7 protein-coding genes are annotated in these 14,854 nt (G+C 72.1%); 5 read left to right on the forward strand and 2 right to left on the reverse strand.

Annotated elements, in window-relative coordinates; translation table 11 throughout:
• Positions 1–24: 24 nt before the first annotated feature.
• The 5 genes from D7X99_RS34890 to D7X99_RS34910 all read left to right on the forward strand — a co-directional run bounded on the left by D7X99_RS34890 (position 25) and on the right by D7X99_RS34910 (position 12,510).
• Positions 25–1,110 carry a hypothetical protein gene (locus D7X99_RS34890; RefSeq protein ID WP_147476353.1) on the forward strand — a complete coding sequence of 362 codons (1,086 nt, stop codon included), beginning with the start codon at positions 25–27 and terminating at the stop codon, positions 1,108–1,110.
• A 6-nt stretch (positions 1,111–1,116) separates the two neighbouring features.
• Positions 1,117–6,195, forward strand: a complete 5,079-nt coding sequence (locus D7X99_RS34895) for a hypothetical protein (protein ID WP_121781548.1) — start codon at positions 1,117–1,119, stop codon at positions 6,193–6,195.
• Between the two features lie 62 nt (positions 6,196–6,257).
• Positions 6,258–10,862, forward strand: a complete 4,605-nt coding sequence (locus tag D7X99_RS34900) for a hypothetical protein (RefSeq protein ID WP_147476354.1) — start codon at positions 6,258–6,260, stop codon at positions 10,860–10,862.
• A gap of 35 nt (positions 10,863–10,897) precedes the next feature.
• Complete coding sequence (locus tag D7X99_RS34905) at positions 10,898–12,091, forward strand: GNAT family N-acetyltransferase (protein WP_171805301.1); 1,194 nt, start codon at positions 10,898–10,900, stop codon at positions 12,089–12,091.
• Positions 12,073–12,510: a serine O-acetyltransferase gene (locus D7X99_RS34910; protein ID WP_121781550.1), complete on the forward strand. Its 438-nt coding sequence runs from the start codon at positions 12,073–12,075 to the stop codon at positions 12,508–12,510. Before D7X99_RS34905 ends, D7X99_RS34910 begins: the two co-directional genes overlap by 19 nt.
• Before the next feature lie 7 nt (positions 12,511–12,517).
• On the opposite strand, the gene D7X99_RS34915 is transcribed toward D7X99_RS34910, so the two are convergent.
• Both D7X99_RS34915 and D7X99_RS34920 read right to left on the reverse strand, forming a co-directional pair.
• The gene (locus D7X99_RS34915) at positions 12,518–13,360 is read right to left on the reverse strand and encodes a F0F1 ATP synthase subunit gamma (RefSeq protein ID WP_158627117.1); all 843 of its coding nucleotides are present in this window, start codon (positions 13,358–13,360) and stop codon (positions 12,518–12,520) included.
• Positions 13,357–14,854, reverse strand: a 1,498-nt coding sequence (locus D7X99_RS34920) for a F0F1 ATP synthase subunit alpha (RefSeq protein ID WP_147476355.1), incomplete at its 5' end; no start/stop codon positions are given. The genes D7X99_RS34920 and D7X99_RS34915, both read right to left, overlap by 4 nt.

The raw sequence follows: 14,854 nt of genomic DNA on the forward strand, positions 1-14,854 counted from the left end.
AGGACCGGGTCGTGGCGCCCGCTCGTGGCCGCGGGAGTCGTGTCCGTGCTGGGCGCTGGAGCAAGCGCCCACGCCCAGACGGCCGCGAACGCCGCGACGAGCACGAGCGGCGCGACAGGCTCAACGGCCTCGAAGCAGGACGCTCCTCGCGGGATGCGCGCGAAGGGCTCCACGCGGCCTGCTCCAGAGCGCGTGCCCCAGGAGGATCCCACCGTGAACGTGCCCGAGCAGTCGGGGTGCCGCGTGGACGCGCGCTTCTCCGGGCTGTGGCCCCGCGCGGACGCCGTGACGTTCCACCCCACCACGCTGGAGGAGCGGACCGCGTTCGCGAAGCTCATCCCCGCGTTGCTGGCCGCCGCGCCGAAGCAGAAGGACGTGCCCCCGGAGCTGACGAACGTGGCCGCGTCCGTGGGCTTCTTCCTGGAGACATGGACCACGCCGCGCGACACCTTCTGGGTGCTGCGGGAGCGGCCAGACCGCTACCACGGCGCGGGCGCGTATGTGATCCGCACGGGCGAAGCCACGGACGACGTGGTGCAGGTGCCGCACCCCTACTTCGACATCGGCACGGAGGACATCGGCGCCTCCCTCTTCGTCTGCCCGCCCGAGGGCCGCGCGCCGCGCCTGTTCATGACCGCCACCGCGCACCGCTACAAGGGCACGCCCGGTGAGACGCCCGAGGATCCGGAGCACCCCGCGGACGTCGCGCACAACCCGGAGCACCTCTTCCAGACCGTGACGGACCTGGCCGCGCGCAACCTCGCCGCTCCGCGCGTGGTGCAGTTGCACGGCTTCGGCGAGACCAAGGTCCAGAAGGGCCGCACGGAGAAGCTGGCGGCGGTGCTCAGCGACGGGACGCGCAAGCCCGGCAGGTGGGCCCGGCAGGTGGCCGCACCGCTGGAGGATGCGCTGGGCCCTGGAGTGAAGCTGTTCCCGGACGGAGTGCAGGTGCTCGGCGGGACACAGAACGCTCAGGCACGTCTGCTCCAGTCGTATCCGCAAGCCCGCTTCCTGCACCTGGAAATGTCATCCCGTACGCGCAAAGCGCTGGCGACCCCGGCACGTCTGGACCGGCTGGCCCAGATTCTGTTCGCACCCTTGGAGGACTGAGCGCCGATGTTTCCTGTTCGACGCCGCGCCCGTTACACCCTGCTCGTGGGAGCGCTCGCGGCGCTGCCCGTCATCGCGCAGCCCGCCGTTTCGCAGCCGTCCGTCATCGCTCGCAGCGAGGAGGGCATGACCTGGCAGCCGCGCGCCATCCGGGGGCCGGTGGCACTGGAGGACCTCCGAGGCCAGGCGCCCTACGTACCTGGCGGCGTGCCGCAGGTGACGGGCGCGATGGAAGTCACGTCCCAGAAGGGCGCGGCCGTGTGGCTGGGTCCGCTGGACGTGGTGCGCGTCACCGGCCCCGCCGGGGCGCTGCGCTTCACCCGCGTGCCGCTGTCGGAGGGCGGCGAATCACCCGAGCTGCGCGTGGAGGAAGAGGGCGTGTCGGAGCGTCCGGGCCGCTGGTACATGGCGGAGCCCATGGGCGCCGGCAGCATCTGGTGGGTCACGGCGACGAAGAACGCCCGCATCGTGGTGGAGCGGCCCACGCACACGTCCACGGCGCGCACCGAGGAGCGGATGCGTGACGCGCTCCTCAACTGGGTGGACGGCAAGGGGCCGCGCCCGGCGCTGGCGTTCGACGCGGCCACGCGAGCGCGGCTGGACGTGGACGCGGCGCTGGAAGCGGAGCTCGTGAAGGACCAGCCCGAGTCCTCGCCCTTCCGGACCGCGGTGAGCGATTGGCGCAAGGCGTCCGCGCTGCGTGAGTGGGCACTGGTGTCACCGCTCTACGGACAGGCGGTGCGCGTGGAGCGCCCGCGTCCCGCCGGCACGGAGGTGGTGCTGGAGGGAATGGACGCGCCCTGGGTCCGCCCGGAGGGGAAGGGCTCGGTCTGGGCGTTGGAGATGGAAGGCCCGGGCGTGCTGTCACTGGAGGCGCGCGCCGTGATGGGCAATGGCTCGCCCGCCGAGGCACCGACGGTGGAGGTGTACGGCGTGGGCGGGGTGCTCGCGCAGGCGCAGCTCACGCCGCAGCCCGCGTGGGCGGAGGCGTCCGAGGGCGCGGCGCTGCCGGACGGGCGCACCGCGCGGGTGCTCGCGTCGGGTGAGCGCGTGGGCATCGCGGAGGAACTGCGCGTGGCGCTGCCTCTGGGCAAGCACAACTACCGAGTGAGCTGGAAGGGGCCCGCGCCGCTGATGCGTGCGCGAGTCGTCACGCGCCGGCCCACGCTGTCCGAGGCGCTGACGCACCAGACGCACTGGACGGAGCTGGCGGAGAAGGCGTGGGAGGTGGTGAAGCAGGACCCCGCCGCCCGCCCGTCGCTGCTGCGCCAGCGGCTGGTGGCGCTGATGCCGGACCTGGCGCGCGGCACGTACGGACGCATCAAGACGGAGGGCCTGTCGCCGCTGCTGACCGTGATGGCCGCCCTGGGTGACGGCGACACGGACGTGGCGGTGGAGACGCTGAAGGGCGCGGATGCGTCACCGCTCGCGTGGCACCTGCGGCTGCTCACCGCGAAGATGCTCCTGGACGCGAACAAGCCGGACGTGGCGCACGCGCTCCTGGGCACCGCGCCCGCGCTGCCGGACGCAGGCTTCCTCACCGCCGAGGCATCGGAGCTGGTGGCCCGCCTGCCGCTGGGGGATCCGCTGCGCAGCCGCGAGCTGGCCGCACTGGAGCTGGCGTGGCGCGCGGACCCGCTGTCGGAGGACATCCGCCGGAGCTACCGCGCCGCGTGGTGGCGCGCGAGCCGCTGGTCGCAGGTGACGCCCGCGCCCCGCGACGACGGGGCGGAGGTGAAGGCCTCGCACTGGCTGGACCTTCAGGGCATGGAGGCCGACGCGTCGATGACGGGCAGCGCGCTGTGGCCGCTCGCCGCGGGTGGCACCACGCATGTGCAGGCCACGGGGCTCGCGGAGGCCCCCACCCTGCTGCGCGCCTACGTGATGACGCCGCCGGGCGCGAAGTCGAATCCGGTGCTGCGCGTGGGGAGCAACGCCTTCCCGCTGCTGCCGTTGTCGGCGGTGGAGCCGGTGGAGATTGCCCTGCCGCCGGGTGAGCACGCGCTGAAGCTGGAGGGCGTGGAGGGCACGCGTGCATTCCTGTCGCTCGCGCCCGCGAAGGCGGAGGGGACGCCGGGCGAAGTGGGCTACGTGCGCTCGCAGTGGCCGGTGAAGGTGGAGAAGAAGGCGGTGCGCTTCCGGGTGCCGGACGCGAAGCTGCCCTCGCCGGTGCGCGTGCAACTGCGTCCGTTGAATGCCACCGCGGGGAAGCCAATCGTGGTGCGCATGAACACGGACGTGGGCCATCCGCGCCGGCTGGTGCTGATGCCCACCGCCGCCAGCCCGCGCCACGTCGCGCTGGATGGCGCGAAGGGCACGTCGTCCGCGCCGGTGTCCGCGGTGGTGACGCTGCCCGCGCAGGCGCGCGAGGTGTGGTTCGAGCCCGAGGATCCGAAGGCACAACTCGCCGTCTCGCTGGCGGTGCGCCGCGCGGAGGTGGCCACGTCCGAGGAGTCCCCTGCCCTGCCGCAGCAGCCGCAGGCAGGCACGGCGTACGAGACGCTCCAGGCGCTCTCCCGCGCGCTGCGCACGGGGCCCGATGACGTGGAGCCGCGCCTCACGCGCGCCGAGCTGCTTTCGTCGCTGCAGGAAGACGGCTTCGCCCGCGCGGACGTGGGCCGGCTGCTGGACGCGCAGGCGAAGCTGACGCCGGAGCAGCAGCGGCGACTGCTCGCGCTGATGGACCGCCTGTCGCAGACGGCACCGCGCACGGTGCGCTTCGCGCAGGCCATCACCCAGCCGACGCTGGTGTCCCCTGCCTTTTCGGCGCTGGACATGAGCGCCAGCGCCTCGGCGCACAATGGCGGCACGGACGCTCAGAGCAACGGTTCTCTCGCCGCCACCAACGCCTCGGCGCGTAATGGCAACACAACGCTCGCCACGCTCAGCGCGCAGGCTCGCGAAGGCCACACGGACGCGGCGCTCACGGCGGTGTCGGGAGACAAGAGCCTCGCGGGCCGCTACCTCCGTGCTCGACTGCTGTCGGCCTCGGGTGAGGACGCCGCGGGCGCGCTGGCCATGGCGGCGCTGTACCGCGAGACGGGCCTGCCCCAGGTGGGCCTGGAAGCGCTCGGCATGTTGGAGCGTCTGCAGGACTCACCGCAGGCGTGGAAGGACGGCGGTGCACCCCTGGGCGCCGCGCTCGCGGGTCAGCTCCAGGCGTGGGCGGATCATCCGGACGTCCGCCGCATGCGCTTCACCGCGGGCCGCTGGACGCGCTGGGAAGGCCTGCGCGACGCGGAGGAAACGGCGGGCTCGCTCGTCGCCACTTCGGAGGCCGGCACGGACGACGAGGACGTCGCCATGTCCGTGCGAAAGGCGCTGCTCGCGCCCCCGTGGAAGCTGTCGGAGGCGAAGCTGCTGCCCGCCGGTGCCTCGCGCGTGATGAGCCTGGTGGTGAAGCAGCCCCGGCCCCTGGGCGCGGAGGTCCTCTGCGGCACCACCCCGCGTCCGGGCGTGGACACCGCTGGCACCTGCACCTTCGCGCTCCGCGTGGACGGCCGCATGGTGCGAGAGCTCCAGGTCGCCGAAGGAGAGACCGCCATCCTGGGCACGCGCCTGAACATCCCCGGCCGCCACCAGGTGGAAGTGGTGATGGCGCGCGCCGACACGCAGCAGACAGGCCTCGTGCGCTTCGTGGAGTCCGAAGAAACCAGCACCAACGCCCGCGTCATGGCCGCCCCGCAGCCCCTCTCCCTCCTGCGCAGCCGTCCGGGCGCACCGGTGGTGATGACCGTGCTGGGCCCCACCGCGCTGCGCGTGCGCGCCACCGCCCTGGCCCCCTCCGCGGGCCGAGAGCTGCTCCTGCGCAGCACGCCGCTGCCCTCGGGTGACGGCACCGGCGGCTCCAGCGCGGAGGAAGGTCCGCTCATGCACCTGGGCCTGCCCGAGGACGCCGACCCCGGCCTCCAGGGCGCGTCCCAACCGCTGGGCCGCATGGGCGAGACCTGGCTGCTCCTGCCCTCGCGCGGTCCGCACCGCGTGAGCCTGGAGTCGCCCACCGGTGAAGCCCTGGTGCAGGTGCAACTGGGTGTCGCCTCGGATCCGAGCGCGCTCGCGGCCCCGTCGTGGGCCCAGGGCACCACGGGCCTGGAGCCGCTGCCCTGGCCCGCGCTGCCGCCCAGCCTGTCGCTGCTGCCGGAAGGCATGCCTCCGGAAGCGCGCACCGACGGCCTGGGCATGGTGTCCGCGGAGATGGGCTATCGCAGCGAGGACGTGCAGGAAGGCGAGCTGCTCAACCGCCCGCTCCAGACGGGCCTGGAGGTCCGCCTGTCCCTGCGCCGTGAGCTGTCCCCGGGCCGCGCGTGGCTGCGCTTCACTCCCGAGGCGCGCTACCCGCTGAACCGGTCCGCCGTGTTCGGAGGCACCGTGGCCGGCTATGTGAATCAGCTGCCCGGCGACCTGCGTCTGTCCATGCAGGGCTCGGTGTTCTCGCAGACCATCGACGGCGCGATGCGCTGGAGCGCGCGAGGCCGCGTGGCGGCGGACCGCTACGTGCGCCTGTCCCCGGACGTGGGCCTCATCCCCGGCCTGGGCCTGACGCTGGAGTCCATGCAGGGTGGCAGCGCCATCGACGCCACGCGCTACGACCAGAACGTTTACTGGCTCTACGGCAAGGACCACCCGAGGCGCCTGTCGCCCCGGCTGTCATTGCGCTGGCAGCCCTTCCAGGACCACGTGGCCACGCTGGGCATGTCCGCCGTGACCAACGCGAACTTCTACACAATGGACAACGCGGGCGCCTACGCGAGCTGGGCGGCGCTCCTGGGCGGCAAGCTCCAGGGCACGCGCGTGGAGCTGGGCTACGGCGCGTCGCAGCGCTTCCAGGATGAACACCGCGCCACGGCGTACCTGCGCCACCGCGTGTCGGGCCGCCTGGACTGGAACGTGTGGATGGGCAAGGGCGGCAACCGGCTGATGCTCTTCGTGGAGGACCGCGCCTTCCTCTCCGGCCCGTACGGGATGCAGAACATGTTTTCACTCGGAGCGCGGTGGGATTGGACAGGTGGACGTGGGTTGCAGGACGTCACCCCCACCGAGGAGGAGTTCGAAGAGCTGCTCGATGAACGACGTTTGCAGCCTTGAGGGTGCGTGAGCTGTCCTGATCCGAACGCGGGCCTGGGGGGGCCGGGCAGGTTTCTCGGGCAATGAATAGCTCTGGCCGCGACATGCACCTGGCGAACGAACCTCTCGAGTCCCAACTGCTGGAAGCCTTGCCCCCGCTGCACCGTCGAGTGCGCGGGGCCCAGGTCGAGGTCCTGGCCCAGCGGCTGGTGGAGTCGTGCCCTCGCCCCGCGGGCCTGGATGGACTGGCCCCGTGGCTGGGCGTCGCACTGGAGGCCCTGGAGACGGAGCTGTCCGCGGTCCACGCGGAGATCGTCCAGTTCACGCGCCAGCACAACGAGGCGCTGGATGACGCCGCCCGCCGCCAGGTGCTGGTGGAGCACATCAAGGCCACGGTGAAGGACCGCAAGGACCGCAAGGAGGACCTGCGCGCCCTGGACCGGTGGATGGGCTTCGATGCCCTGCGCGAGCGGCTGGAGAAGCGCCGCCACAAGCTGCTGATCGAAGAAGAGACGGCGCTCCGCGCGCTGACGGGCGTGCTGGAAAAGACCCACGCGCAGGAGTTGCAGCCCGCCGCGGTGCCGCTGGCGAGGCAGCTGCTGGACCGCGCCGTGGACGCGCCCCGGGCGCAGAACCGCTCCGCCGCGCTGGAGGCCTTCCGGCAGCTCGCGCAGACGGTGCCAGGAGTCGCCGCGTCGCTGCCCGAAGTGGGCCCCACGCTGACGAGCCTCGCGGGCCAGGAGGACGTGAGTCCATTCTTCCAGGCGGAAGCACTGCGCGCGCTGCTCACGGTGGACGTGCTCGAGGGCATCACCCTGCTGCGCCAGCGTATGCGTGCGAAGGCTCCGTCGGAGAGGGACTTCCTCTTCCGCCGACAGGTGCTGGAGCAATGCGCGCCGCTGCTGTCGGAAGAGCACCGCGTGCCGCTGCTTACCGAAGTCGCGCACCACGACCCTAGCGAGTACGTGCGCATGGGCCTGTGCGCCCTCATCGCGCAGCGCCCGGAGGGGCAGCCGCTGCTGCGACGTCTGGCGGGGCTGGAGCAGGTGCCAGCCGTCGCGGGACAGACGCTGTCGGAGCCGAGCACGCGCGTGCGCACCGCCGCCGTGCTGGCCGCGGTGGACGCGGCGCTCGCGTCGCCGAAGGTGAAGGGACAAGCGCTCCAGGTGCTGGTGGACGTGCTCGGCCGTGACACCGCGCCGCTGGTCCTGCGCGTGTCGTGCGAACGCGCCGCCGCGTTGGCGGAAGCGCTGGGGGCCGCCGGACTGGGCCCCGCGCACGCGGCGCTGCTGGACGCGGTGGAATCCCTGGCGACGCAGCCGGGCGCCACGGGGCCGGTGGTGGAGGCCGCCGCCGCCGCCGCGCAGGTGCTGCGAAGGGTGAAGGACCCGGTGCGCCAGGCGTGGACGGTGCTCCTCGCGGGCCGCGTCTCCAAGCTTCGCCCGGGCAGCCGCACGCGCATCCCGCTCCAGCCCGCGCCGGAGAACCTGCCGCCGATGCCAGAGGGCCCCGCGTGGCTGGGCGCCATCCTCGCGGACCTGTCGCAGGACGGGCACGGCCTGTACGCGGAGCGCACGGACAAGACGCTGACGCTGTGGCACGGCGACCGGCAGGAGCGTCGCCTGTGGCGCGTGTGGCACGAACTGGGCCGCCCCGCGCCGAACAAGCGCCAGGCGTTCCTGCACACCACCGGTCGCGTCATGTCCGGCACGCTGCGCGCGCACCCGGGCCACCTGGACGAAATCACGGAGACGCTGGTCCCCGGCGAGCGAGTCCACGTGGCGAGCCAAGGCAGTTGGGGCCGTCACCTGCCCACGGTGGACGACCTGCTGGACATGCCGCTGTCGAAGGACGGCAAGGTGCACCTGTTCAGCAGCCACGGTGAGACGGTGCTGGTGCCACCCGCCTCGCGCCTGCGCCGGCTGACGAACCGCCTGAAGGTGTCGAAGGACTACCGTCGGCTCGCGACGCTGCGGCTGGACTCGCTGGGAGGCGAAGAACCCCGCGAGCGCCGCCGCTTCGTGGAGCAGGTGGAGCGCGACCTGGGCGTCCAGGTGCGCTTCACGCCGTACGGTCAGCACAAGCAGGTCCCTTCTCCGCTCGCCACGCTCTTCCAAGAGCCGGAGGCCGCGCCGAAGCCCACGTCCACGCTGCACACGCCCGCGCTGCTGGGCCTGCAGAGCGGATTCCTGGCGCTCCTCACCGAGCGCATCATGGAGAACGAGGGCTACTTCCTCGGCATGGGAGGCAACGGCATCGCGGCGCTGGGCCTCTTCACCGCGGCGCTCTTCTCCGTCTTCCTGGGCGACACGTACGTGAAGCGCCAGAGCGTGCGGAAGTCCCGGGAGAAGATTCCGCTCGTCATCGGCGGCTGGGGCACGCGCGGCAAGTCCGGCACGGAGCGCCTGAAGGCGGCGCTCTTCTCCGGCATGGGCTTCGAGGTGTTCGCGAAGACGACGGGCTCGGAGGCGATGTTCGTGCACAGCGCCCCGGGCGCCGGGCCGTCCGAGTTCTTCATCTTCCGCCCCTACGACAAGGCCACCATCTGGGAACAGAAGGACATGGTGGAGCTGGGCGCGCGCCTGGGCACGGAGGTGTTCCTCTGGGAGTGCATGGCGCTACAGCCGAACTTCGTCGAACTCCTCCAGAACGACTGGATGAAGGACGACTTCGCCACACTGACCAACGCCTATCCGGACCATGAGGACATCCAGGGCCCGGCGGGCATCAACGTCGCGTCCGTCATCACCAACTTCATGCCCAAGGGCGGCCGGGTGGTGACGACGGAGGACCACTTCCTCCCGCTCTTCAAGCAGGCAGCGCAGGAGAAGGACACGACGCTGCTGCACAGCGCGTGGTGGGAAGCGGAGCTGATTCCCGAGGAGTTCCTCGCCCTGTTCCCCTACCGCGAACACCCGCGCAACATGGCGCTGGTGGCGACGCTGGCGGAGCAACTCGGAGTGTCGCGGTCGTACGCGCTGGCGCTGATGGCCGAGCACGTGCAGCCCGAAATCGGCGTGTTGAAGGTCTTCCCGCCGGCGAAGGTGCGCGGGCGGCAACTCCAGTTCATCAACGGGCACTCGGCGAACGAGCGCACGGGCTTCATGAACAACTGGATCCGCACGGGTCTGGGGGACGTGGATCCGGACACGAACCCGGAGCGCGCGGTCATCACGGTCATCAACAACCGCTGGGACCGCGTGTCGCGCTCGGAGGTGTTCGCGCGCATCATGGTGGAGGACGCACCCGCGGACCGGCACGTGCTCATCGGCACGAACCTGGAGGGTCTCCAGAAGTACGTGCGCGGCGCGTTGGACCGGCACCTGTCGAGTACGGAGGTCGTCGCGGCGGAGGAGGTTGCAAGCCCCGAGGGTCAGGCCCGCGCGGAGGCGAGGCTCGCGAAGGAGCTCGCGAAGCTGAAGGTGCCGCGTCCCACGAAGGCGACGTTCATGGACCGGCTGGAGCGGTACGCGGCCGGCGCGGGCCTCCAGGCGGCTCACACGCTGGCGCTGACGTCCGCGGTGGAGAAGGCGCTGGAGGGCGGAGACGACGACGTGGGCGTGGAGAAGGTGCGCCGCGCGCTGGAGCGCGAGGTGGGCCCGCTCATCGACGAGGCGCTGTCTCCGGTGTCGCGCGTACAGCCTTCCTCGCTGCCGGAGGTGCTGTCGGCCGCGACGAAGGACGAGGTGCGCGAACACGCGCTGTACCTGCTCGCGCGCATGGCGGTGCACGCGCGGCTGAAGGCGCTGCTGCCCCGGGGTGAAGCGGATGCGCAGGGCCGCGTGAAGGTGTTCCACGCGAAGTTCCGCGACGCCTACAAGGCCATGATGCTGGAGCAGTTGGTGCCGGTGTCCGACTCGCAGGCGACGGGCGACCAGGTAGTGGACGCGTGCTCCCGCGCGGTGGCGCCCGGGATGCAGGTGAGCATCATGGGCGCGCAGAACATCAAGGGCACGGGCCTGGACTGGGTGTACCGCTGGATGGCGCTGGACCGGGTGACGACGGCGCTGAAGGCGCTGGAGGGCACGTCGGTGGAGGCGCGGCGGCGGGCGCTGGAGTCGCTGGAGACGTTCGACGACTCGGGCTTCGTGGACGCGGGCCTGGCGCGCACGGTGCTGCCGGGACTCGTCGGCAAGGCCGCGTCGCCGGATGAAGCGGACCGGCTGCGCAAGCTGGCGGAGCGCGCGAGGGCGCGGCACGAGTTGAAGATCGCCGCGCTGACGCACACGGCGGCGGGCGGCGCGACGCAGGTGGTGGTGCGCAAGCTGGAGAAGGTCTTCGACTACCTGGACAGCGTGACACGCCGCCGGCTGAGCGAGATGTTGCTGGAGGACCTGGAGACGGGCCGCGTGTCCCATGCACGCGCGGCGGTGGAGACGCGCAAGCTTTACGAGCGCCAGAAGGGCGGCTGGCTCTTCCGCGGCCTCAAGAAGCAGCCGAAGCGGCTGGCGCCGGTGGTGGAGGCGCCCACGCCCGTCATGCCGACCCCCGCGGAGGCGGTGTTCAAGGCGACGGTGGAGCTCACCAGCACCAGGGGCCCGGTGCAGGTGCACCACGTCCCCCTGGACACCAACGCGCTGGCGAAGCTCGAGGGGCCGGTGCTGCCGCACGACGAGCCGCTGCAGAAACAGGGACCGGAAGTGCTGGGACCCGAAGCGGCGGATGACGCAGGCGAGCCGCTGTCCTGAGTCCCCGCGAGAGAGCACCCCGAGGAGCGATGTTCATGGAGGAGAGTCCCATCACGGACGCGATGCTCGGGGAACGCGTCCCTTCCCTCCCCCGCCCCAACGCGGTGGAGTTCATGACGCGCGGGCGCGTGGAGCCCCTGTGCGTGGAGGAGGTCCGGAGTCTCGCGGCCTTCGATGCCTTGGAGGTGGAGTGGAACGCGCTGGTGAAGCGCGTGGATGATCAGGTGTTCCACCGCCACGAGTTCGTGCGCTGCTGGCTTCAGCACTTCGCGCCAGATGCGGCCCTGCGCGTCCTCACGGCGAGGAACTCGCTGGGCGTGCTGGTGGCGGTGCTGGGGCTGCAGGAGGAGCAGGGCCACCAGTACGGAATGCCGGTGCGGCAGTTGTCGTCGCTGACGAACAAGCACTCGTGCCGCTTCGACCTGGTGGCGGACGAGCCCAAGCGCGCCGCGGTGGCCTTCCTGTCGCATCTGATGGGCGACCCGAGCTGGGAGGTGCTCCGGCTTTCGGACGTGCCGGAGGGCGGCGCGGCCTGGGAGCTGCTCAACGCGGCGAAGGGCGCGGGGATGCCCTGGGGCGCCTGGCCGAGCTCGCGCTCGCCCTACCTGGTGTTGCCCTCCACGGTGGCGGCGTGGACGAAGGGCCGGAGCAACGCGAAGCCGCTTCGGCGAAGGCGCAGGCGCCTGGAGGAGAAGGGCCGCGTGGAGGTGGAGCGCGTGTCCGGAGTGGAGGGCCTGGACGCGAAGCTGGAGGAGGCCTTCGCGCTGGAGCAGAGCGGCTGGAAGGCGCGGGAGGGCACGGCCATCGCGCAGGCGCGGCACCGTCGGGACTTCTACACGGGGCTCGCGCACACAGCGGTGGAGCGCGGCTGGCTGGGCTTGTATTTCCTGAGACTGGACTCACGTCCCATCGCGTTCCAGTACGGGCTGGAATACGGCGGTCGCTATCTGGCGATGAAGCCGGGCTACGATGAGTCGTTGGCGGAGGTCAGTCCGGGGCACCTGCTGACGGAGAACCTGATCCAGGACTGCATTGGAAGGGGCCTGGGCGAGCTGGACTTGTTGGGGGATGATGCTCCCTACAAACGCGAGTGGACGGCGCAGGTCCGGCAGCACCACTGGCTGTTCATCTACCGGGACACGTGGATGGGGCAGACGCTGCAACGCTCGAAGTTCCGCTGGGCTCCGGTGGCGAAAAGGATGGTGGGCAGATGGGTCCGACGGCGCTGACGTTCTACCGGGCCGCGAAGCGGCTCCAGGCGCTCCCGAGGCTCGCGAACATGGTGGCCACGGTGGGCAACCGCCTCCACAACAGCCACGTGGACACGAAGGCCGTGCTGCACCCCACGGTGGAGCTGGGCTACGGAGGCATCGGCGTCATCATCGCGCCGGGTGTGGAGATTGGAGAGAACAGCTTCATCTCCCAGAACGTGAGCCTGGAGCCCCTGCCCGGACGCGTCGGCGTGCCCCGCGTGGGCCGCGACGTCTACATCGGCGTGGGCGCCCAGGTGCTGGGCCCGGTGGTGATTGGCGACGGCGCGAAGGTTGGCGCCAACGCCATCGTGCTGGACGACGTGGCGCCGGGGACCACCGTGGCGGGGATTCCGGCGCGCGAGCTGAACCAGAAGGTCCCGCCCACGGGGACGTGAGTGCGTTTCAGGCCAGGTCCAGGCGCGGGGCCTCCGCCGCACGCGCGCGGGCTCCCGCAGCGATCTCCATCACCTCCTGGGTGCTGGCCTCGCGCCGGGTGGCCGCGAGGCGGCGGCGCAAGCGGGTCGCCTGTTCATCGAGCCACTTCTCCGCGGACTGCGTCGCGAACAGCCGCGCGCCGTGCTCCGAGGCGAGCGCATCCAGCAGCAGATCATGGAGCGTGATGTAGAGGAACTCCCGGGTCGCGGCGAAGACGAAGGCGTCCTGGCTCACGTAGCGCACACCGTACGTCGCCTCCGCGGCGCTCCCCGCGGAAGGCAGGAGGCGGGTGCTCGCCGGCCGCACGAGGCCCACGCCTTCGAAGCGGCTCGAGACGATATCGAAGCTCGCCAGCCGGTCCGCCGCGTAGCGCCCGAGCACGTCCTCCGCGAGGGACAGCAGGAGCCCCGTGATGCCGGCCACGCGGGTGGGCGCCGTGTAGGCCCGCTCGACCTCCACGCCCCTCCGGTGGAGCAACGACACCGCGCGGTGCCCGACGCAGAAGGTGGGCCCGCGCCCCAGCACCGCGCGGCGCGCCGTGGCCTCGGCGGCCACCTGGGCGTTGTAGCTGCCGCAGAGGCCCAGCTCGGCGCCGATGACGAGCAGCCCCGCGCCTCCAGTGCCTCCCGTGGACGGCGCTCCGGCCCCTCGCAGCAGGCGCTCCACGCCGCGCTGGTAGGCGCGCGCGGGCTCCACCGCCCTGCGCGCCTCCCGGAAGTGGTGGGCGGAGAGGCTCTTCATCGCGCTCACCGCTTCCCCAAGCGCTTCGAGCGACTGCAACCGTCGCCGCCCTTCGACTTCACTCCTCACGGCCCCTTCCCCAGCTCCCGCGGGAAGCAGGGCCTCAGCCGCGCCTTCCAGTCACCCTCCTGGACGTGCCCCGCGTTGGCGGCGTCCACGACCTCCGGCGCTTCCACGCGGGCGCGCTCGGCACCGGCCCATACCGCCGCCCTTGCCTGGGCGGGCGGCAGCGCGTCCAGCCAGCCCTCGGTCAGGGCAGTGAGCGCGATGACCTGATCCGCCACCGTCCGGACGGTGAAGCGCTGCTGACGGAGGAGCTCCCGGAGGATGAGCCCCCGGGTCACGGCCGTGCGCGTCGCGGGGTCCACGTCAAGGCCGACGCGCGTCAGCGCCTCGAGCGCCTCGAACCGGGACGCGACGATGCGCAGGTTGCGCGCGGCCGCGCGGAGCGGATCGGGCTGCGCCGCGCCACCGACGCGCGACACGCTCCGGCCCAGGTCGACGGCCGGACGTTGGTTCCGCTCGAAGCGCGCCGCGTCCAGGTAGAGCTGCCCGTCCGTGATGGAGATGAGGTTCGTGGGGATGTACGCGGAGATGTCGCTGTCGGTGGTCTCCAGGATGGGGAAGGCGGTGAGGGAGCCGCCGCCCAGCGCATCCGTCAGCGCGGTCGCCCGTTCGAGCAGCTGGGCGTGGATGTAGAAGATGTCCCCGGGGAAGGCCTCCCGGCCCGGAGGCCTGCCCAGGAGCAGTGCCAGTTCCCGGTAGGCATCCGCGTGCTTCGTCAGGTCGTCGAAGACGACGAGCGCGCCCTCCCCTTCGTCCCGGAAGAACTCGGCGGCCGTGGCACCGGCATAGGGCGCGAGGTACTGGAGCCCTGGGGGGGCTCCCGCGTCCGCCGCGATCACGACCGTCCCCGAGAGCGCCCCCCGCTTCTCCAGCTGTTCACGCACGCTCTGGACCCGGGAGCTCGCCTGTCCGACGGCGACGTAGACACACGGCGCGTGGGCCGCGACCTGGGCCGCGACGATGTCCAGCGCGAGCGCCGTCTTGCCGACGTTCCGGTCCCCGACGATGAGCTGCCGCTGCCCCCTGCCAATGGGGATGGCCGCGTCGATGGCCATCACCCCCGTCAGCAGCGGCGCGTGCACCGGAGCGCGCGCCGTGAGCTCCGGCGCGGCGAGGAAGACGGGCCTCGGTCGTCCCAGCGGCGCGGGCCGGTCATCCAGGGGACGCCCCAGCGGATCAATGACCCGCCCCAGCAGCTCGCGTCCCACGGGCAGCGCGGGGAGGCGCCCCAGGGAGTGCGCGCCATCACCGGGGCGCACCCGCGAGGCCCCATCCAGGAGCACGACGCCCACGTGCGCGGGCGCGAGCTCGTAGGCCATGCCGAGCGCTCCCGAGTCGAAGGACACCAGCTCCTCCGCGCCGCAGTCCGGCAGCCCCACCACCCGCGCCACGCCGTCCCCGGCCTCGACGACCGCCCCGCGAAGCTGGACGGCCCCCCTCAACCCGAGGTCCCCCGCTTCGGCCAGGCGCCGCGTCAGCGCCGCGTCAGCCATCCTG

The sequence above is a fragment of the Corallococcus sp. AB032C genome, from assembly GCF_003668935.1.
GTDB classification, from domain to species: Bacteria; Myxococcota; Myxococcia; order Myxococcales; family Myxococcaceae; genus Corallococcus; species Corallococcus exiguus.